The organism is Asanoa sp. NPDC049573, from assembly GCF_040676615.1.
Taxonomy (GTDB): Bacteria; Actinomycetota; Actinomycetes; order Mycobacteriales; family Micromonosporaceae; genus Asanoa.
This window is the reverse complement of record NZ_JBFAPI010000011.1, coordinates 16,651-36,230: the sequence shown is the minus strand read 5'-3', so window position 1 is coordinate 36,230 and position 19,580 is coordinate 16,651. Positions and strand designations below refer to the sequence as shown.

The 19,580-nt window shown below is 70.7% G+C and carries 18 protein-coding genes and 1 tRNA gene; 11 read left to right on the top strand and 8 right to left on the bottom strand.

All coding sequences use genetic code 11. The features are described from left to right. Positions 1-72 precede the first annotated feature (72 nt). Positions 73-2,601, top strand: a complete 2,529-nt coding sequence (locus tag AB0J74_RS23535) for a tetratricopeptide repeat protein (RefSeq protein ID WP_363451316.1) — start codon at positions 73-75, stop codon at positions 2,599-2,601. A gap of 241 nt (positions 2,602-2,842) precedes the next feature. Here the strand turns inward: AB0J74_RS23535 and AB0J74_RS23530 are convergent, their stop codons facing one another. Continuing rightward, positions 2,843-3,379, bottom strand: coding sequence for a MarR family transcriptional regulator (locus AB0J74_RS23530; protein WP_363451314.1), 537 nt, complete (start codon positions 3,377-3,379; stop codon positions 2,843-2,845). 104 nt (positions 3,380-3,483) lie between these two features. Between AB0J74_RS23530 and AB0J74_RS23525 the strand changes: the two genes are divergently transcribed. Continuing rightward, on the top strand, positions 3,484-4,068 hold the full coding sequence (locus AB0J74_RS23525; RefSeq protein ID WP_363451312.1) for a YceI family protein: 585 nt from the start codon (positions 3,484-3,486) through the stop codon (positions 4,066-4,068). Between the two features lie 193 nt (positions 4,069-4,261). Then, the gene (locus AB0J74_RS23520) at positions 4,262-5,740 is read left to right on the top strand and encodes a glutamate--cysteine ligase (RefSeq protein ID WP_363451310.1); all 1,479 of its coding nucleotides are present in this window, start codon (positions 4,262-4,264) and stop codon (positions 5,738-5,740) included. Between the two features lie 111 nt (positions 5,741-5,851). Here the strand turns inward: AB0J74_RS23520 and AB0J74_RS23515 are convergent, their stop codons facing one another. After that, a complete protein-coding gene (locus AB0J74_RS23515) occupies positions 5,852-7,021 on the bottom strand; it encodes a hypothetical protein (protein WP_363451308.1) in 1,170 nt (389 codons plus the stop codon). A 98-nt stretch (positions 7,022-7,119) separates the two neighbouring features. Between AB0J74_RS23515 and AB0J74_RS23510 the strand changes: the two genes are divergently transcribed. After that, positions 7,120-8,259 (top strand): PASTA domain-containing protein, encoded by a 1,140-nt coding sequence (locus AB0J74_RS23510; RefSeq protein WP_363451306.1) that lies wholly within the window; start codon positions 7,120-7,122, stop codon positions 8,257-8,259. Positions 8,260-8,267: 8 nt separating this feature from the next. On the opposite strand, the gene AB0J74_RS23505 is transcribed toward AB0J74_RS23510, so the two are convergent. Continuing rightward, complete coding sequence (locus AB0J74_RS23505) at positions 8,268-9,428, bottom strand: hypothetical protein (RefSeq protein WP_363451304.1); 1,161 nt, start codon at positions 9,426-9,428, stop codon at positions 8,268-8,270. A gap of 107 nt (positions 9,429-9,535) precedes the next feature. After that, entirely contained in the window at positions 9,536-9,829 is a 294-nt protein-coding gene (locus AB0J74_RS23500) for a hypothetical protein (protein ID WP_363451302.1), read from the bottom strand. 328 nt (positions 9,830-10,157) lie between these two features. On the opposite strand from AB0J74_RS23500, the gene AB0J74_RS23495 reads away from it, so the two are divergent. The 3 genes from AB0J74_RS23495 (at position 10,158) to AB0J74_RS23485 (ending at position 11,823) form a co-directional block, all read left to right on the top strand. Further along, positions 10,158-11,039, top strand: coding sequence for a helix-turn-helix transcriptional regulator (locus AB0J74_RS23495; protein WP_363451300.1), 882 nt, complete (start codon positions 10,158-10,160; stop codon positions 11,037-11,039). After that, positions 11,003-11,227: a DUF397 domain-containing protein gene (locus AB0J74_RS23490; protein ID WP_363451298.1), complete on the top strand. Its 225-nt coding sequence runs from the start codon at positions 11,003-11,005 to the stop codon at positions 11,225-11,227. Before AB0J74_RS23495 ends, AB0J74_RS23490 begins: the two co-directional genes overlap by 37 nt. Positions 11,228-11,418: 191 nt before the next feature. Next, the gene (locus AB0J74_RS23485) at positions 11,419-11,823 is read left to right on the top strand and encodes a hypothetical protein (protein WP_363451296.1); all 405 of its coding nucleotides are present in this window, start codon (positions 11,419-11,421) and stop codon (positions 11,821-11,823) included. On the opposite strand, the gene AB0J74_RS23480 is transcribed toward AB0J74_RS23485, so the two are convergent. After that, positions 11,791-12,375, bottom strand: a complete 585-nt coding sequence (locus AB0J74_RS23480; RefSeq protein WP_363451294.1) for a hypothetical protein — start codon at positions 12,373-12,375, stop codon at positions 11,791-11,793. The genes AB0J74_RS23485 and AB0J74_RS23480 overlap by 33 nt on opposite strands. A 214-nt stretch (positions 12,376-12,589) precedes the next feature. Here AB0J74_RS23480 and AB0J74_RS23475 point away from each other — a divergent pair, with 214 nt between their 5' ends. Then, positions 12,590-14,464: a S8 family peptidase gene (locus AB0J74_RS23475; protein WP_363451292.1), complete on the top strand. Its 1,875-nt coding sequence runs from the start codon at positions 12,590-12,592 to the stop codon at positions 14,462-14,464. Between the two features lie 3 nt (positions 14,465-14,467). Here the strand turns inward: AB0J74_RS23475 and AB0J74_RS23470 are convergent, their stop codons facing one another. The 3 genes from AB0J74_RS23470 to AB0J74_RS23460 all read right to left on the bottom strand — a co-directional run bounded on the left by AB0J74_RS23470 (position 14,468) and on the right by AB0J74_RS23460 (position 16,510). Further along, on the bottom strand, positions 14,468-15,289 hold the full coding sequence (locus AB0J74_RS23470; protein ID WP_363451724.1) for a WecB/TagA/CpsF family glycosyltransferase: 822 nt from the start codon (positions 15,287-15,289) through the stop codon (positions 14,468-14,470). Then, a complete protein-coding gene (locus tag AB0J74_RS23465) occupies positions 15,271-16,344 on the bottom strand; it encodes an NAD-dependent epimerase/dehydratase family protein (protein ID WP_363451290.1) in 1,074 nt (357 codons plus the stop codon). The genes AB0J74_RS23470 and AB0J74_RS23465 overlap by 19 nt, the downstream gene beginning before the upstream one ends. Before the next feature lie 80 nt (positions 16,345-16,424). Beyond that, positions 16,425-16,510: transfer RNA gene (locus AB0J74_RS23460), tRNA-Leu, on the bottom strand. 224 nt (positions 16,511-16,734) lie between these two features. Between AB0J74_RS23460 and AB0J74_RS23455 the strand changes: the two genes are divergently transcribed. The 3 genes from AB0J74_RS23455 to AB0J74_RS23445 are packed head-to-tail and all read left to right on the top strand — an operon-like array spanning position 16,735 to position 19,473. Further along, a complete protein-coding gene (locus tag AB0J74_RS23455; protein WP_363451288.1) occupies positions 16,735-17,538 on the top strand; it encodes a DUF3662 and FHA domain-containing protein in 804 nt (267 codons plus the stop codon). A gap of 4 nt (positions 17,539-17,542) precedes the next feature. Then, entirely contained in the window at positions 17,543-18,028 is a 486-nt protein-coding gene (locus AB0J74_RS23450; protein ID WP_363451286.1) for an FHA domain-containing protein, read from the top strand. Then, positions 18,025-19,473, top strand: a complete 1,449-nt coding sequence (locus AB0J74_RS23445; RefSeq protein WP_363451284.1) for a protein phosphatase 2C domain-containing protein — start codon at positions 18,025-18,027, stop codon at positions 19,471-19,473. Before AB0J74_RS23450 ends, AB0J74_RS23445 begins: the two co-directional genes overlap by 4 nt. Positions 19,474-19,580: the final 107 nt, after the last annotated feature.

Below are 19,580 nucleotides of genomic sequence, written 5' to 3'. Positions count from 1 at the left end.
TCGGGCGTTCACCGGTCAGTGACGCGACGTTGTGCTCCCGGACCGGCCATGACCTGCGTACCCTTCCTGCCCATGACCGCGGATCACGCTGCTGACCAGGGATTCGACGCCCTGCTCAAGGCGCGCCGCCGCGACGCCGGATTGACACAGAACGAGCTCGCCGATCGGGCCGGCATCGGAGTCCGGACCGTTCGGGATCTCGAGCGCGGTCGGGCGTCGCGGCCACAGCGGACGACCGTCGACCTGTTGGCCACCGCGCTGCGACTGAGCGGCGCCGCGCGCGCCGAGTTTCTGGCCGCCGCCCGCGGCACGCCCGCGGCTGCCGCACCCGATGAGCGCCCGGCGGTGCCGGCCATGACGCCGCTCGCGTCGGCCGCGGCCAGCCGGGGGCGCGGCCTGCCGCCGCCCGGCCCGCTGGTCGGCCGCGACCTCGACGTCGCCGAGGTCGCGCTGACCCTGCTCCGCGGCGACGGCCTGGTCACCCTGGTCGGGCTGGCCGGCGTCGGGAAGACCAGCGTGGCCCTGTCGGTCATCGAGCGGGTCAAGGAACGCCATCAGGGCGGCGTCGCCGGCATCCTGATCACCGAGGGGTCGACCGAGAGCGACGTGCTGACCGCCGCCGCGACCGTGCTGGGCGTTGCCCGGGCCGACGAACTGGCCGGCCGCCTCGCCGGTGCGCCGAGCCTGCTGCTGGTCGACGCCGTGGAGCGGGCCCCCGGCGCGGTCGCCGAGGCGCTGCACCGGCTGGTCGCCGTCGCCCCGTCGCTGCGCATCCTGGCCACCGGCCGGCACCCCGTCGGGCTGCCGGGCGAACGCGTCTGGCCGGTCGTGCCGCTCGAGGTGCCGCCGACCGACGATCTCGACCTGTCCGCAGTGTCCAAATACCCCGCCGTCGCGCTGTTCCTCGACCGGCTGCGCCGGGTCCGCCGTGACCCGTTGGAGCCGGGCGAGGTCGGCGCGCTGGTCCGGCTGGTCCGCCGGCTGGGCGGGTTGCCGCTGGCCATCGAGCTCGCCGCGGCCCGCGGCCGGGTGCTCGACATGAACCAGATCCTCGACCGCTACGGGCACCGGCTGCTCGACCTGGCCGGCCCGGAGACCGCACCTGGCAGTGCCTACCAGGCGATCGCGGTCAGCCTGCGCGACGCGGTCGCGGCCAGCTACCGGTTGCTCGAGCCGGAGGAGCAGATCGCGGTGCGGCGGCTGTCGCCGTTCCGCAACCGTTGGTCGGTCGAGCTCGGCGAGGCCATGCTGGCCGACACGTCCGCGCCCGGCACCGCCCTCGACGGCGACCCGGTGCCGCTGCTCGACCGGCTCGTGGCGCTCGGCCTGCTGGGCATGCGAGGCGCCGGCTCGATGCGGTTCCGGCTGCTCGACGTGGTCCGCGACTACGCCGAGGAGCAGGCCGCGGCCGAGGGCGAGCTGACCGCGATCCGGCGCCGGCACGCGCTGGTGATGGCCCGGTTCGCCGCCCGAGTGGCGCCGGAACTGGCCGGCGGCAAGCTGGCCGGCGCGGTGGCCCGGCTCGACGAGGTGACCAGCGACCTGTGGGCGGCGCTGGCGCACTCGGCGATCGACGACCCGCACACCGCGCTGCTGCTGGCCGCCAACCTGCCGCGCTGGTGGCGGTTCCGCGGCCGGGACGCCGCCGGGCGGCAGTGGCTGCGCCGGTTGCTCGACGACCCGCGTACCGCCGATGCCGATCCGGTGTTGCGGGCCTGGGCGCAGCTCGGCGTGGCCCAACTGGCCGCCGAGCACAGCGCCGGCCCGCTCGAGTTGCCGGCGGCCGAGCAGGCACTGGCGACGTTCCGCGAGCAGGGTGACGTGTCCGGCGAGTTGGCCGCGCGCAACCAACTGTCGGGGCTGTGGATGTCGACCGGCGGCTACGACGAGGCGCGCCGGCACGGTGCCGCGGCGCTGGCGCTGGCCACCCGCACCGGGCGCACCCGTGACATGGCGGTCGCGCAGAACAACCTGGCCTGGCACGAGATCCGGGCCGGTGACCTGGCTGCCGCCCGGCGCCGGATGGCCGCCGTCGACCGACTGGCCGCGCAGTGCGGCGAAGACCGGTTGCGTGCGTTGGCACTGGCCAACGTCGCCGAGGTCAACCGCCTCGACGGGCGCTACGAAGACGCGGTGAAGATGGGCCGGCGGGCGATCGCGGCCTTGGAGCGGCTCGGCGACCCCGGACACCGCGCCCGGGTGCTCGGCACGATCGGTCTCGCGCTGGCCCTGGCCGACCGGTTCGACGAATCGTTCGCGGTGTTGACCCAACTGCGGTCGACGGCGGCGGGCATGGATGCGGGTGAGGCGCCGGCGAGCGACGTGCAGGGCCCGAGCGCGATGATCGAGGCGACGCTGGCGGCCAAGCGCGGCGACCGCGTGCTCGCGGCGGAATGGTTCGGTGTCGCGGTCGGTGCCTACGCCGGCGGGCGTGACCTGCGCGATGTGGCCGAGGCGCTGGTCGGGCTGGCGTCGGTGACCGACGAGGAAGAGACCCGCGCGGCGGTGATCGAGCGGCTCGACGCGGTCTGCAAGGAAGGCGGCATCACGCTGCTGGCCTCGGAACGTCGCCGGGCCGAAGGACAAGACAGCCGGCGCTGACCGCCCTCCCACTCAGTCAGCACCGGCTGCCTTCCACCCCCGCTCGACGCGGACCGGGCCGCCCCCCGACGGACCTTCATAACGTCCGCGCCGCGCCCCCGTGGCGCTTGCGCTTTGTCCCCGTTGCGTGTGTTGCTGATGAGTACCGTATCGGTGGCCGCGCGCCCGCCGTACTAAATGCGGCTTTTGACGATTGGGGTCTATCGGTTCTGCCGGTCTTTCTGCCGGTGACCGATTACGCCTATCGAGCGGTGAGCGTCTCCGACGCGTCCGGGTCTGGGTCGATTGCCGGATCGCAGGCTCCGCCCCGCTCGGGCACGCCGGCGGTGGCGCAGGGGTTGACCGCGTCGCGGACCCGGCGCAACAGGCCGAGGAGTTGGTCGAGCTCGGCCGGGGTGAGCTGGCCGGTGAACCACTCGTCGATCAGCTCCAGGTGGCCCGGCAGGGTGTCGGCGAGCTTCGTCATGCCGGCGTTGGTGACGCCCGCGTAGGAGCTGCGCCGGTCGGTCGGGCAGGCGCGGCGTTGGAGCAGGCCGTCGCGCTCCATCCGGTCGACGACCCGGGTGACCCCGCTGGTCGAGAGCGAGGTTTGGGCGGCGAGGTCGGTCATGCGTAGTTCGTGGCCTGGGGAGCGGGCCAGCCGCATCAGGACCTCGAACTCGACGGGGGACAGCTTGTGCCCCGCGAACTGCGCGGCGAAGCGCGCCGAGAGCCCGATGAAGGTCTCGGAGAGCAGCCCGATCGCGGTGATGCGGGGGTCGTCTAACAGCTCAGCCACGAGAACAAGTGTACCAGTCCTTGACACGAGGAATATTGCGAGGGATATAGTTGCTGAGTCAAGCGTTGAGTTCGTCCCACCAACCGCTGAAGGGTTCTTCTCCGATGAGCGACACCGTCACCAACAACACCCGCGTCTGGAACGGCGTGACCATTCCGACCGCGGGCACGTACGACCTCGACCCCGCGCACAAGCTGGTCGGCTTCACCGCGCGCCACATGATGGTCGCCAAGGTACGCGGTCACTTCGACGAGGCATCCGCCACGATCACCGTCGGCGAGAACCCGCTGGAGTCCACCGTCACCGCGACGATCAAGACCGCCAGCATCACCACGGGCGTCGCGGACCGCGACAACCACCTCCGCAGCCCCGACTTCCTCAAGACCGAGGAGTTTCCGACCATCGAGTTCCAGAGCATCGGTGGCGTCAAGGAGGTCAACGGCACGGAGTTCGTGCTTCCCGGTGAGCTGACGATCCGCGGCGTGACCCGCAGGGTCGAGCTGAAGGTCGAGTTCGAGGGTGCCGGCCGCAACCCTTACGGCATGGACATCTTCGGCTTCTCGGCGCACACCGAGATCGACCGTGAGGACTTCGGCCTGACCTGGAACGTCAACCTGGAGACCGGTGGCGTTCTGGTGGGCAAGAAGGTGCGCATCGAGATCGAGGGCGAGGCCGTTCGCCAGGCCTGATACACCCCCTTTTCCAGGGTCCCGGCAGCTGATCACAGCTGCCGGGGCCCTGGCGTATGGTGGACTGAACGCTTTGATCCGCTTACAAAGGGTGATAAGTATTTGGTTTGTCCCTGGCCGAGCGCCCCTCGCGCTCTTACCGTGAAGGGTCCACGCCAGTCACATACGGGGCCGTGCGCCGGGGAGGGCACACATGGGCAAGGATGTGTCGCCGCTTGGTTTCTCCCGCGAGGATCGCGTCCGTTATCGTCAGAAAGTTCGGCGATGTCTCGATGTCTTCGCGCTGATGCTCGACGACTTCGAGTTCGACGCCGAGCGGCCGACGACCGGTTTGGAGATCGAGCTCAACCTGGTCGACAAAGACGCCGAGCCCGCCATGCGCAACGCGGAGATCCTCGCCAACCTCGCTGATCCGACCTTCCAGACCGAGTTGGGCCAGTTCAACCTTGAGCTCAACGCCCGACCTCGCATGATCGAGGGCGACGGCTTCGCCGACTACCAGCACGACATCCAGGCCAGCCTCGGGCGCGCGGAAGACCGCGCCAACAAGGCCGACGCGACCATCGTGCTGATCGGCATCCTCCCCACGCTCACCCCGCGCCATCTGGTCCTCGGCAACCTCTCCAGCAACGAGCGCTACTGGGCGCTCAACGAGCAGATCGTCAACGCCCGCGGCGAAGACATCGGGCTCGACATCCGTGGCGTCGAACGGTTGCAGACCTTCACCGACTCGATCGCGCCGGAGTCGGCGTGCACCAGCGTGCAGTTCCACCTGCAGGTTTCACCGGACACGTTCGCCGACTACTGGAACGCCGCGCAGTCGATCGCCGGCATCCAGGTCGGCATCGGCGCCAATTCGCCCTATCTGTATGGGAAGCAGCTCTGGGCGGAGACCCGGATCGCGCTGTTCGAGCAGGCCACCGACACGCGACCCGACGAGCTGAAATCCCAAGGTGTACGCCCGCGGGTCTGGTTCGGCGAGCGCTGGATCACCTCGATCTTCGACCTGTTCGAGGAGAACGTGCGCTATTTCCCGCCGTTGCTGCCCATCACCGACGACGAAGACCCGGTAGAGGTCCTGCACAACGGCGGCGTGCCGCGTCTCGGCGAGTTGCGGCTGCACAACGGCACCATCTACCGGTGGAACCGCCCGGTCTACGACATCACCAACGGCCGCCCGCATCTGCGGGTCGAAAACCGCGTGCTGCCGGCCGGTCCGACCGTGGTCGACATGCTGGCGAACGCGGCGTTCTACTTTGGACTTGTCCGCGAGCTGGCCGAGGCCGACCGTCCGATTTGGAGTCAGCTGCCGTTCACGAAGGCGGAGGAGAACTTCCACGCGGCGGCCCGGCGGGGCCTCGATGCCCGCGTTTACTGGCCGCGCCACGGCGAGGTGCGAATCGCCGACCTGGTGCCGGAGGTGTTGCTGCCCCGGGCGGCCGCGGGCCTCGACCGCTTCGGTGTGGCACCACGGTTCCGCGACCAGTTGCTGTCCATCATCGGGGAACGGTGTCGCACGGGGCAGAACGGTGCCGCGTGGCAGACGTCGATGGTGCGGGTGGCCGAACGCAAGCGGGGAATGGACCGCACGACCGCCTTGCACCACATGCTGACCCGCTATGGCGAACTGCAACGCACCAACGACCCGGTCCACACCTGGCCGATCGACTGACGACGCGCGGGTCAAGCACGAACCTGGTTGCCGAAGCGGTCGGTCGCCGCGCTGGCTGCCGGCAGCCGTATGGTTCGCGATCGTCCCCCCGGGTCGCGTGGGCGGCCGGCGCTATTTGCTGCGGCGGCCGAAGCGGCGAGGTTTGTGTTCTGGTTCCGGCGGTGTGGTCGGATCGCCGGGTGCGGTGCCTTCGGGCCACAGGGGCGTTGCCACCGAGGTGCGGGCGGTGCTCGGTTCGGTGCTGTCGCTCGGGTGGTCGGACGTGCCGTAGCCGTGGTCGTCGGCGTCGCCGTAAGTGCGGGTGGCGGTCGCGTAGCGGGTTGGGCTGTCACCGAACGGGTCGTCGTCGGGTTCGTCGCCGCGTTGGGTCGGGAGGGTGACCGGTGTGGTGGGGCGGTCGGCGCGCTGGGCCAGCGAGGTGACCAGCACTGAGCCGGCCAGACCGGCCAGGACCGCGTAGGGGGCCAGCAGGTGCGCCGAGACCTGCTCCGGGCGGATGCCCGACAACCGGGGCGCGGCGAGGAAGTAGGCGGCGGCGACCACGAGTGGGCCGGTCACACCGGAGACCGCTGCGCCCACGCGGTGCAGGGGGTCGCGGGCCGGGCGGCGGGCGACCAGAGCGCCGATGACGAAGGCCGCGCCCAGCGAGAGGGCCGCGCCCGGCCAGTAGAGGTAGTCGCGGAACCAGAGGGCCTCGCCGCCGCTGGTGATCTGCCAGACGCCGAGTTGGGCCGGGGCCTGGTCGCCGCCGTTGAGGACGCCCTCGCTGACCGAGACGATCGAGAGCACCCAGAGCCAACCGACCGTGGCGATGAGGTTGACGGCCGCCGCGCGGGAGGAGAGCGCCCAGATCGCGACCACGATGCCGAGCAGGACGCCGATCACCGCGTAGCCCGCGGCGATGGTCTGCGGTGAGAAGGTGTCGGCCCGGACCGCGGCGCGCGCGGGGACCGCCACCAGCGCGACCGTGACCAGTGCGCCGACCGCTGCGGCGATGACCAGGGAGACGCGACCGAGCAGCGCGGCCGCCGGCGGCTCGCCGTCGACGTCGGCCGATTCGGTGAGGCGCTGTGCGCCGATCGCACCGGCGACGGTGGATGTCGCGGCGATCCAGGCGGCCCAGGCCAGGCTCGCCGCCCAGGCCGCTTCGCCGACCCGGTCAGACGCCGGCAACCAGGTGATGATGCCCAGGCCGTAGCCGAGGCCGAGCTGCGCGGCACCCGCGCACGCGGCAATGCCGATCGCCGCGGCGATCGATCCTCCCCAGCCTCGTACGGCCATGCCGGGCAGCGTAGCGTCCGGCCGCAGCGCGGGCGAGCCTGCTCTGCACAACCGTCGCGGACGCGCGAAGCGGGTTCCAGCCCGGCAGGCTAGGGTCGGTGCCGGATCTTCCCGGCGGCGAAGGGATCGTGATGGCCGACCAGCCCGAGGACCCGCGCCCCCGGCGCGGTGCCGGCTCGGACGAAGACGGCCAGCCGCTCGACCACACGCCGTTCGACCCGATTCGCGACGACGACGAAGACGAGGCGGCTGAAACGCAGCGGTTGCCGGTGAATCGGGACGAGTCGCTCGACCACACCGCGCCGTTCGACCCGATCCGCGACGACGAGCGCCCGGCACCGTCGGACCCGATCCGCGACGAAGGCGACGAGCGGTCCGTGCCATCCGACCCGGCCGGCAGCGTCGGCGACGAGCGGTCCGTGCCGTCCGACCCGGCCGGCAGCGGCGACGCGGCGGCGCAGACCCAGCCGCTGCCGGACGATCCCGACCGCACGGCGCGTATCGAATCGGTCGCCGACGACCGCACCACCCAGATCTCGGCGGCCGACCGCACCGCCCGCCTGCCCCGCTCGGGCCCCCACAACGGCTCGCCGCAGGACGATCCGACCACCCCGATCCGGCAGCAGGGCCCGCGCAACGCCACGCCACCGGTCGATCGGGCCTGGGCCGGCCGCGCCGGCATCCCGGAGCCCGGCGGCCCGGGCGGCCCACCCGACGACGGCCCGCCCTCGGGCGGCGGCTGGCAGCCCAGCGACGGCGGCGGCCGGCGCTGGTGGATGCCCATCCTGGTCGGCATCATCGCGCTGATCCTGCTCGGCGTCCTCGCCTTCGGTCTCTGGCTGATCCTCCGCGGCGACGGCAGCACGCCGGCCCCGACGCCGACTACCTCCGCCCCGGCACCAACCACGGCCGCGCCGACGACGGTGGCACCGACGACAAGCTCGCCCTCACCGACGGTGACGACGCCCGCGGCGATCGAGGTCCCGGAGGTGGAAGGCCGCAGCGTCCTCGAAGCCGGACAGGTTCTGTCCGACGCGGGGTTGCCGGCCCGCCTGACCTACGTGGCGTCCGACGAGCCGGCCGGCACCGTGGTCGGCTCCGACCCGCCGGCCGGCGCCCAGGTCAAGCCCGGCACGACGGTCACGCTCCAGGTCTCGCTCGGTCCGACGACGGCGCCGACCACCCCGGCGGTGACCGCGACACCGACAACGCCGCCGGTCATCCCACCCGGCCCGTAGCGGGGGCTCTACCAGCCGCGGCGGCGGCGCAAGACGATCGCGATCCCGACCGCGGACGCGACCATGCCGGCCATGCCGGAGTAGATCAGCGGTTTGCCGTAGCCGGACGGGTCTGATCCGCCCGCACCGCCGGCGGCCGCGCCGGCACCGGGTGTCGGGTTCGCCGACGGCCGGTCCGGGAAGAGTTCGTCGAGGCCCCGGGTGTCGGCCGGCGACGGTGTTGCCGTGCGGCGCCGGTTCTGACGGTTCGGCGTCCGGTCGCCCGGACCCGGTCGCGGCGCCACGCCGGTGGCGGTGGGTGGCGGTGGCGGTGGTGCGGGAGCCACGGTGGGCTGCGCCGGGCGCGCGGGCGGAACCGGCACCCCGGGCTCGTTGGGTACGACATTGTCCGGCACCTGCTCGTCGTCAGGCGCTTCCTGGTCGTCCGGTGCGTCCTGGACCGGGTCGCCATCGTCGTCGTCGGGCCGGTCCCCGTCGGGGTCGAACGGCTGTTCCGCGACCGGCTGGACAACGCCGACCAAGCCGGCCGTGGCCTGAGGTGGCAGCGGTCGCAGGTATTGCCAGTGCGGCGTCGGCAACGCCATGACGGGTGGCGGCGCCAGGCTGCCACTGCCCGACAGGCTCTCCACGCCGGGCTTGCTGACATGGAATGCCCCACCCACGTCAGCGGTCGCCGACGCGCCGGCTGCGGTGGCGACGCCGGTCGTCCCGGCCGTGCTCGCCTTGTCGGAGACGCCGGGGATGCGGGCGGTCGCGGCCGCGATGGTGGTGCTGGCTGCGGGGGCGAGGCCAAATTCGTGCGCGGTCGCGGCCGCGACGATGGTGCTGGCTGCGGGGGCGAGACCAGGTTCGTGCGCGGTCGCGGCCGCGACGATGGTGCTGGCTGCGCCGGCGCGGCCGGACTCGTGGGTCGTCGCGGGCGGCTCGGTGATGGTGGCGGCCCGTGCGGTGCCGGGCGTATCGGTCGGTTCGGCCGTTTGGGCGACCCACGGCGTGGCAGTAGTTCCGGCCACGCCGTGGATCGGTGCGGGCGTGTTCTGCAGCGCCGCCGGGGCGGTGCTTACGGTCAGGGCGACCCCGGGCAGGGCGACGCCGCCGATAACGAACGCGGCGGCCGCGAGACACAACGGAGCACAGCGGATCAGCGGTCGCGCCGGTGGCTTGACCATGGGTGACCCCCAGGAATAGGGGTCCTGGTCACGCCGTGGAGGAACATTTCGGTGGGTATGTCGAGTCTAGGGCTGCGCGGGCCCCCGCATGCGGGGAACGCGCAGGGTCAGCCCGCGCGAGCCGCGACGGCGGGCACGGCCGGCACGCCGCCGCCGAAGCGGCGGGGGGCGGCCCTTAGGTCGTTTGGCGAGCGCAGCTGCCTCAGGCCGTTGACCTGTACGAAGATCGAGCGCCGCTCCACCGCGTCGCCGGCCGCGTTGAGCTCGTATCCGTCGAGCCAGACCCAGCCGTCGTAGGTGGGCCAGTCGTGAACGCGGATTACGCGGAAGAGAAGAGGGTCGATGAACTGGACGCTCGCCGCGCGCGTCACGTGCAGCACGTCACCGGAGCGAGGAAGCACATCTACTCCTGTTCCGAAGCCGAATGATCGGGACAACTCAGAAAAGAACCGTCGGGGAGAACTGATCTTTCAGAAACGCTGAGTAACCCGTGGCATACGTAGAGAGTGCACCAACAACATGATCAATGCAAGTTGCACTTTGGTAGTGCTTTCGTGGCCTCTTGTGGCCGCTATGGTCCTTGATGTCCGGCCGATTAGGACGTCAGACTGAACCCGCATCAACCAGCGACCGTAGCAATACGCGAAGCTCGCCGCATTAGTCCGATTTGGTCCTGCGGCGGGTGCGGACGCTAACGACGTCATTCCGCACCTGTCCGGAGGTGACCCGGTGACCGAACGCCGGAGCCCGACCATCCGTCGCCGGCGACTCGGCGCTGAGTTGCGCCGCCGTCGCGAAGGTGCGGGCGTCACCATCGACGGCGTCGCTGAGCGGCTGGAATGCTCCGCGTCGAAGATTTCGCGGATCGAAACCGGCCACACCTCAGCCACACCGCGCGACGTGCGCGACATGCTCGCCATCTATGGCATCACCGGCCCGGAGTGCGAGGAACTCGTCCAGATCGCCCGGGAGGCTCGCCAGAAAGGCTGGTGGCATCCATACGGTGCGGTGCTCGCCGGCGCCTATGTAGGACTGGAAGCGGCAGCGCATTCCATCCGGGCGTACGAGCAACAGGCAGTCCCGGGTCTCCTCCAGACGGAGGACTATGCGAAAGCCATGATCCGTGCTGCGCGCCCGGACTTCACCACGGAAGATGTAGACCGTCGGGTGAGTGTCCGACGAGCCCGTCAGTCGTTATTAAAAGAGGACGATCCGATCGACCTCTGGTTCGTCCTGGATGAGGCAGTGGTGAGCCGGCCCGTTGGCGGTGACGCCGTCATGCGGGCCCAACTCGAAAGGCTTGTAAAAGCGGCGGATCTCCCCAACGTGACTCTGCAGATACTTCCCTTCGAGGCCGGCGCCCACGCCGGCATGGACGGCACCTTCGCCATTCTGGAGTTCCCCGAGCCGAGTGACCCCGAAGTGGTCTACGCGGAAAACGCCACCGGGGGCCTCTTCATCGAGAAGAGCGACGAGTTGCGGAAGTACGTCTTCATCTTCGACCACATCCGTGCTGCCGCGCTCCGCCCCGAGGAGTCGGTGGCCTACATTGCCAAGCTAGCTAAGGAGCCACTGTGGAAAGCGAGACCAAGGGGTTTCATGTCGATCTGACCGGTGCGGTCTGGCAGAAGAGCACGCGCAGCGGGCCCAACTGCGACAACTGCGTCGAGGTCGCCTTCGTTCCCGGTGCCGTAGCGGTGCGGGACTCGAAGAACCCCACCGGACCGGCCTTGCTGTTCACCATCGACGAGTGGGACGCGTTCGTCGGCGGCGCCAAGGACGGCGAGTTCGACCTGTAGCGAACCCGGCCCACACCAGGCGTCCTCCAGCCCCGGAGGGCGCCTGGTTTCGCGTCGGGGCTCGACCGGCACCAGACCGGGAGTAGGGCCAGAACTGTCCCCGCGCCGGGTCGTTGTACCAGACGACACGGCAAATGCCAGGTCAACCCGCCGAGCGGGTTAGTCCGAACGAGCAGGCAGGCGACAGACGAATGACCATGCCCGACAATCTCGGAAACGGTTCGGCGACGCAGGAGCGCTTCGCCGGGCCGTACCGCAAGACCCGGCGCGAAGCGTCTCTGACCATCGAGGCGCCGACGGAGCGCGAACCCGAGCGGGTTGTCCGCCAGGGGATGCCGGCCGACCTCAACAACAATCCGGCGCCCGAGCGGCCGGCACTGCAGGCGATCGAGGCCGGCTATCCCGCGCCGCAGTGGATCAGCGGCGATCTACCGACCGACGCGCTGATCGCCGACCACCCGCTGCTGCGCGGTCTGCTGCTGGAGCTCCCGCCGAAGGGCAGCATCCCCACGGCGGGCTGGCTCGACCGCTGGTTCGAAGCGGCGCGCTCCATTCTGGAGCTGCTATACCTGCAGGACTCCAACCGGCCGCGCTAGGCGCTCGGGCCGGGCGACGGCACTTTCGGCGAGCCGGCTGTGGCGCAGCGCGTCACGCACGCCGATGCCGGTGACCACCAGCCCGGCGGCGGTCAACACCACACCAAGCACCGCGGGCACGGTCAGCGCGACCAGGCCGGCGGCGGCCAGCACGGCCGCGACGCCCGCCAGCGCGGTGACCTGGATCGGTAGGGCGAGTAGGGGATGCGCGGCCGCGGCGCGCAGGCCCGGAGGCGCGGGAGTGTGCGGCGCCGTCGCGAACGCGGCGGCCCCGCGCCGCACCCGGCCGATCCGGCGCAGCGAAACGAAACTGACGGCGAGCGCCGGCACGATCAAGGGCACGACCGCGGGCACCAGGTCGTCATAACCGGCGACGCCGGCCAGACCGATCGCGGCCAGCACCGCGAGCAACCCACCCACCAGCAGTTGCAGGCGTACGGCGCGCCGCCGCAGCACGGCCGCGGTGGTGGCGCGCGGCAGCAGGTCGGCGAGCGCGGCCGCGGCGAGCGCGGCGGCGGCGATGGCGGTGGTCAGTGCCAGTGAGGTCCCCATGCATCGATCCTCACCGAAGCGGCCGGCGGACACATCCGGGCCGGCCCCCGGTGCGACCCGCAGAATCATCCCGTAGGGGCCATCACTCGGTGATATAGAAAATTCGACATCTGTTTAGTTCGCTCCTCTGCGCATAGCCTCACCATCGATCGGTGAGCGCCGATATCCCGCCACGAGCGGGCGGGCGGTCCGCCGATCGGAGGGGAGGAGGGAGATGAGACTCCCGCGCAAATTCATCCTGGTCGGGGTCGGTGCCCTGACCGCGTTCGCGTTCGCCGCACCGGCGGCGGCCGCCGAACCGAGCGGCACGGTGCTCAGCGCCGGCGGCGACACCGCCGTGGCCGACAGCTACATCGTGGTCTTCAAGAACACCGCGGTGGCCAAGGCGTCGGTCGACGGCAACGCGTCGGCCCTGGCCGGCCGGCACGGCGGCAAGGTGGTCCGCACCTACCGCAGCGCGCTACGCGGCTTCGAACTGCGGGCCACCGAAGCACAGGCCAAGCGGGTCGCGGCCAACCCGAACGTGGCCTACGTGGAACAGAACCACACCGTGCATGCGTTCGGCACCCAGACCAACCCGCCGTCGTGGGGGCTGGACCGCATCGACCAGCGCAACCTGCCGCTCAACCAGTCCTACACCTACCCGAACACGGCGTCGAACGTGCACGCGTACATCATCGACACCGGCATCCGGACCAGCCACCAGCAGTTCGGCGGGCGGGCGGTCAGCGGCTTCGACGCGGTCGACGGCGGCACGGCCGACGACTGCAACGGGCACGGCACGCACGTGTCCGGCACGGTTGGCGGCTCCGCGTACGGCGTGGCCAAGGGTGTGCAGTTGGTCGCCGTGCGGGTGCTCAACTGTCAGGGCAGCGGCACCAACGCACAGGTGGTCGGCGGCATCGACTGGGTCACCGCCAACGCGATCAAGCCGGCCGTGGCCAACATGAGCCTCGGCGGCGGCGCCAACACGGCGATCGACAGCGCGGTCAACAGCGCGATCAACTCGGGCGTCACGTTCGCGATCGCCGCCGGCAACGGCAACACCCTGGGCGTACGCCAGAACGCCTGCAACTACTCGCCCGCCCGGGTGCCCAACGCGATCACCGTCGGGGCCACCCAGAACAACGACGCCGCGGCCTCGTTCTCGAACTACGGCACCTGCGTCGACATCCTGGCCCCGGGTGTCAACATCACCTCGTCCTGGTCGACCAGCGACACCGCGACCAACACCATCAGCGGTACGTCGATGGCGACGCCGCACGTCGCCGGGGCGGCCGCCCTGGTGCTGTCGGCCAACCCGACCTGGACCAACCAGCAGGTACGTGACTACCTGGTCAACAACGCGACGCCCAACGTGGTGACCAACCCGGGCACCGGCACCCCGAACCGGCTGCTCTTCGTGGTCAACGACGGCACACCGCCGGCCAACGACTTCAGCGTCTCGGTCGCGCCGACCGCGGGCTCGGTCGCGCCGGGCGGTTCGGCCACCGCCACGGTCTCCACCAGCACCACGTCCGGCTCGGCCCAGTCGGTGTCACTGGCCGCCAGCGGGCTGCCGTCCGGTGCGACGGCCAGCTTCAGCCCGGCGAGCGTCACCTCCGGCGGTTCGTCGACGCTGACGATCGCCACCTCGGCCGCGACACCGCCGGGCACCTACACGGTGAGCGTCAACGGCACGGGCGCGTCGGGCACGCGCTCGGCGACCTACACGCTGACCGTGACCGGCGGCACCGGCGGCAGTTGCTCCGGCACCAACGGCACCGACGTGAACATCCCGGACGCGGGCGCGGCGGTGGCCAGCACGATCAGCATCTCGGGCTGCAACCGCAACGCCTCGACGGCCTCGACCGCGGCCGTCAACATCGTCCACACCTGGCGCGGTGACCTGGTCATCGACCTGGTGGCGCCGGACGGCTCGGCCTACCGGCTCAAGAACAGCAGTGGCAGCGACAGCGCCGACAACGTCAACGCCACCTACACGGTCAACCTGGGCAGCGAGGCGGCCAACGGCACCTGGTCGCTGCGGGTGCAAGACGTCGCCCGGCTCGACACCGGCTACATCAACACCTGGACCCTGACGCTCTGACGGTCAGACCGGGAACTCGGTGAGCGGCTCCGTCGCCGGTGGCGGCGGGGTCGCTTTCCACAGGCCGGTCTTCTGCGCGAACAGCCGGGCCGCGTAGGCCGGGTTGAGGATCACGTAGCGGCGCCACAGCCGGCGCGGCTCGAGGCCGAGCCGCCAGAGCCACTCCAGCCCGCGCTTCTGCATCCACGGCGGCGGCTTGCGGAGCAGGCCGGCGTGGTAGTCGAACGCCGCGCCGACGGCCAGTTGCGGCATGTCGAGCAACGGGCGCATGGCGTACGCGAAGATCTCCTGCCGTGGGCAGCCGAGCCCGACCAGCAGCACCCGGGCGCCGGAGTTGCGGATCCGGTCGGCGATCTCCACGCCCTCGCCGGGCCGGGCGGTGCGGAACTTCGACTGCTCGTAGCCGGCCAGCTTGAGGGCCGGGAACATCTTCTCCAGCGCCGGCACCAGGCGGCCGAGGGTCTCGTCGGTGGAGCCGTAGAGGTAGACGGGAAGCCCTTCGGCGGCGCACCGGGCCAGCACCTCGAGCGTCAGCGTCGGCCCGTAGACGCGCTCGGTCAGGCCCACGCCGTGTAGCAGGTTGAGGCCCCAGCGCACCGGCTGCCCGTCGGGCGTGACCACGTCGAACGAATTGAGCCGGGCGTTGTGTGCCGGGTCGAGCACGCCGGTCATCACGCCGTGCACGGCGAGCGCCGTCAGCGCGAGCGGCGTTCGCTCGTGTGCCGCCCGGATCACCCGGGCGGTCGCCGTCTCGTAGTCGACGGCGTCGACGAGCACACCCAGCACGCTGTGCCGGCCCCGGTCGATCACGACCCCGGCACCCAGCGGTCGACGTTGGCGTCGTAGATCTCGCGCAGGATCATCGGCACGTCGTAGGTCTGCCGCCACTCGGGGTAGTGCTCCTGGAAGCGCGCCATGCTGCTGATCCACCACTGGTGGTCGCCCATCCGGGCCTGCTCGACATAGTTGATCTTCGCCTCGTGGCCGGAGATCTCCTGGGCCAGGGCGAACGCCTCGATGTGCGAGGTGTTGGAGTGCCGGCCCCCGCCCAGGTTGTAGATCTGGCCGGAGCGGGGCGCCCGGAAGAAGGCCTCGAACGCGGTCAGCACGTCGTGGGAGTGGATCGCGTCGCGGACCATCTTGCCCTTGTAGCCATAGAGGTTGTAGGTGCGACCCTCCATCACGCAGCGCATCACGTAGCCGAGGAAGCCGTGCAACTCGGCCGCCGAGTGCGCCGGGCCGGTCAGCGTGCCGCCGCGGAACGCCGCCGTCTTCATCCCGAAGTAGCGGCCGTATTCCTGGACCATCACGTCGCCGGCGACCTTGCTCACGCCGAAGATCGAGTGCATCGAGTCGTCGATCGACATGTCTTCCGTCACGCCGCCCGCGTAGGGGTGGTCGGGCGCGATTTCATAACGAGTTTCCTGCTCGATCAACGGCAGGCTGTTGGGCCGGTCGCCGTAGACCTTGTTGGTCGAGCAGAAGATGAACGGCGCGTCGATCGAGTGCTGGCGGGTGTTCTCCAACACGTTGAGGGTGCCGACGGCGTTGACGTCGAAGTCGGTGAACGGCTCCTTCGCGGCCCAGTCGTGCGAGGGCTGGCCGGCGGTGTGGATCACCACAGCGATGTCGGAGCCGTATTTCTTGAAGATCTGCTCGAGCCCGGCCCGGTCGCGGATGTCGGTCTCGTAGTGCGTGTAAGCGGAGCCGAGGTCGTTGCCCAGCTGCTCGACGCTCCACGCGGTCGACCCGTCTTCGCCGTAGAAGTAGCGGCGCATGTCGTTGTCGATGCCCACGACGTCGAGGCCGAGGCCGGCGAAGTGCCGGGTGGCCTCCGAGCCGATCAAGCCTCCGGAACCGGTCACCAACGCGACGGACACGCAACTACTCCTGGTGCTGCTCGGCGATAAAAGCCACCGGAGCATAACGTAAGGGCCCCGCGAGTCGCGGGGCCCAACGTTGGTGGGGAAGGGGGGAGTTGAACCCCCACGCCCTTTCGGGCACACGGACCTGAACCGTGCGCGTCTGCCATTCCGCCACTTCCCCGGGAACGGCTGCCGGGACATATTACGCTATCCCTGCCGGTGGCCGTGGGCGGTTACCGCTCGCGGCGCGTGGGAAGATTAGCACGGCGTTGCCCGTCACTCCGGTGGCGGGCTCGGTCCCCCAGGCGTCACGCGCGGCAGCGCTCCCACGGCGTTCCACGGAGACCGGCAAATGACCGTGGCCGGTTGCGATGCGGACTGCATGTGCTCCGGCCGGATACCATCATGGCCTCGGAACCCGAGGAGGAGCCGGTGAGCGTGCTGCAACGCTTCGAGAAGCGTTTGGAAGGCCTGGTCGAAGGGGCCTTCGCCAAGGTGTTCAAGGGGGTCGTCCACCCTGTGGAGATCCTCAACGCCATGCAGCGGGAGGCGGAGGCGCACAAGGCTATCCTGGCCGGCGGGCGGACTCTGGTGCCCAACCGCTACGTGATTGATCTATCTCCCTACGACCACAGCCGGCTCGCGCCCTACGCGGCCGCGCTCGCCCAGGAGCTCGCGCAGTCGCAAGCCGAGTTCATCGGCGAGCAGGCGTGGACGGTCTACGGCGACGTGATCGTCGAGATCGAGCGGGGCGACGGCCTGGACACCGGGATGTTCCGGGTCACCGCTGAGGTCTACACCGGCGGCGATGTCGCGCCGGTGCAGCAGGGCTACGACGCGCCCGGCGGTGGTGGGGGCTATCAGCAGCCCTACGACCAGGGCTACGGCCAGCCGCCGATGCACGGTGGTGGTGGCGGTGCCGGTGGGCGCAACATCCGCCTGGTCTCCGGCGACGGCCGCACCTACCCGTTGCAGATGGGCTCGACGGTGATCGGCCGGGGCGACCAGGCCAACCTGCGCCTGCCCGACGTCGGCATCTCGCGGCGACACGCCCGACTCGACTTCGACGGTGCGCAGGTCGTGCTCACCGACCTCGGTTCGACCAACGGCACGATGGTCAACGGCCAGCGCGTCTCGGCCGTGGCCCTCAACCCCGGCGACATGATCCAGCTCGGCACGACGACGCTGACGTTCCGCGTGGACGGTTAGCCCGTTGGCCGGAGATTTCGTCGTCGAGGTCGCCCGGATCGGATTCCTCATTCTGCTGTGGATCTTCGTGTTCACGGTGGTGGGAGTGATCCGGCGTGACCTCTTCGCCGGGGCCCGATCAAGTCGGTTGGTCGCCGCACCACGGGGGGTTGGTGCGTCGTCCGGTCATACGCGCCCGGCGAAGGTGAAGCGGGGTCGCGCGGCTCACCAGCTCGTGGTGACCGCGGGTCAGCTCGCCGGCACGCGAATCACGCTCGGTGACGGTCAAATCACGATCGGCCGTGCCGAAGACTCGACACTGGTGATTACCGACGATTACGCGTCGGCACGTCACGCCCGGCTTGTTCCCAGGTCAGGGCAGTGGTTCGTAGAAGACCTGGGCTCGACGAACGGGACGTATCTCGATCGCGCTAAGGTCACCGGACCGACCCCCGTCCCCCTCGGCGTGCCGATCCGCATCGGCCGCACTTCACTCGAGTTACGGCCATGACACTGACACTGCGTTACGCGGCCCGCAGTGACCGCGGTCTGATCCGGGACGGAAATCAAGACTCCGTCTACGCCGGACCGCGGCTGCTCGCCGTAGCCGACGGAATGGGCGGCATGGCCGCCGGTGACGTCGCGAGCAATATCGTCATCGGCGCCATGGCCCCGCTCGACGAAGACGTCCCTGGTGACGCCCTCGTCGACGCGCTGCGCACTGCCGTCGATACCGCCAACCAACAGCTCCGCGACACCGTCGATGCCAACCCGCAACTCGAGGGCATGGGCACCACGCTCACCGCCATCCTGTTCTCGGGCAGCAAGATCGGCATGGTGCACATCGGCGACTCGCGGGCCTACATGCTGCGCGACGGCGAGTTCGCGCAGATCACCAAAGACGACACCTACGTGCAGATGCTGGTCGACGAGGGCCGGATCAGCGCCGAGGAGGCGAGCAGCCACCCGCAACGGTCGCTGCTCACCCGCGCGCTCGACGGCCGCGACATCGACCCCGAATACTCCGTGCGCCAGGTGCTCACCGGTGACCGCTATCTGATCTGCAGCGACGGCCTCTCCGGCGTGGTCAGCGCCGAGACCATCGCCGAGACGATGCGCGACTACACCGACCTGCAGCAGTGCGTCGAGCGGCTGGTCGCGCTCGCCCTGCGCGGCGGTGGCCCCGACAACATCACCGTGGTCGTCGCCGACGCGACCGACCAGGACATCGTCGAGGCGGCGCCGATCGTCGGCGGTGCGGCGGCCCGCGACCGCGGCAACGCGACCGCGGCGTCCGACACACCGGCCGCGCGCGCGTCGGCGGCGCTCGCCGCGCCGCGGGCGCCGGTGCCCGACCAGAACCTGCCCGCCGAGGCCAACGGCCGGGGCGGCGCACACGAAGACGACGGTGACCGGCGCCGCCGGCGGCCGCTGCGCACGGCGGTCATGCTCGGCGTGCTGCTGATCATCCTGGGCGGCGGCCTCTGGGCCGGCTGGCGGGTCACCCAGCACCAGTTCTACGTGGGCGCCACCGAAGAGGGCCAGCTCGCGGTGTTCCGAGGCGTGCCCGGCCAGATCGCCGGTGTCGACCTGTCGAGCGTCCAGTCCACCAGCGCGACCAAGATCGACGACCTCACCGCGGTCGCGCAGGAGCGGGTCAAGCAGGGCATCCAGGCCGACAGCGAGGCCGACGCGCAGCGCCGGCTGGCCGAGTTGACGACCGACGACCCGACCAACCCCAACCTCAAGCCGGCCTGCCCGGTGAGCCCGGGGGCGGTCGCCGATCCGACCGGCGCGCCGACCCAGCCGCCGGCCAACCCGACCGGCACCCCGACCCCGACGGGCCTCGCACCCACGGCCGGCATCGGCGCGCCGACCTCCTCGGCCACCGAGGTGCCGCCAACCGACACCGTGCCGCCGGTCATCGATCCGGCCGACTGCCGGCCGTCCGACTGACATCGTGAGTTCGCAGGCCGGTCCGGTTAACACACCCGCAGCGACGGGTGAGCTTCCGCGTGTCCGTGACGTGCAGACCCGCCGCAACGCCGAGTTGGCGCTGCTGG

Excerpts from the sequence above, each read along its gene's own strand:
- AB0J74_RS23515 (WP_363451308.1), bottom strand. The coding sequence starts at position 7,021 with ATGGCCGTACGAGGCTGGGGAGGATCGATCGCCGCGGCGATCGGCATT.
- AB0J74_RS23525 (WP_363451312.1), top strand. The coding sequence starts at position 3,484 with ATGAGCGACACCGTCACCAACAACACCCGCGTCTGGAACGGCGTGACC.
- AB0J74_RS23520 (WP_363451310.1), top strand. The coding sequence starts at position 4,262 with ATGGGCAAGGATGTGTCGCCGCTTGGTTTCTCCCGCGAGGATCGCGTC.
- AB0J74_RS23485 (WP_363451296.1), top strand. The coding sequence starts at position 11,419 with ATGACCATGCCCGACAATCTCGGAAACGGTTCGGCGACGCAGGAGCGC.
- AB0J74_RS23535 (WP_363451316.1), top strand. The coding sequence starts at position 73 with ATGACCGCGGATCACGCTGCTGACCAGGGATTCGACGCCCTGCTCAAG.
- AB0J74_RS23480 (WP_363451294.1), bottom strand. The coding sequence starts at position 12,375 with ATGGGGACCTCACTGGCACTGACCACCGCCATCGCCGCCGCCGCGCTC.
- AB0J74_RS23505 (WP_363451304.1), bottom strand. The coding sequence starts at position 9,428 with ATGGTCAAGCCACCGGCGCGACCGCTGATCCGCTGTGCTCCGTTGTGT.
- AB0J74_RS23475 (WP_363451292.1), top strand. The coding sequence starts at position 12,590 with ATGAGACTCCCGCGCAAATTCATCCTGGTCGGGGTCGGTGCCCTGACC.
- AB0J74_RS23445 (WP_363451284.1), top strand. The coding sequence starts at position 18,025 with ATGACACTGACACTGCGTTACGCGGCCCGCAGTGACCGCGGTCTGATC.
- AB0J74_RS23455 (WP_363451288.1), top strand. The coding sequence starts at position 16,735 with ATGGCCTCGGAACCCGAGGAGGAGCCGGTGAGCGTGCTGCAACGCTTC.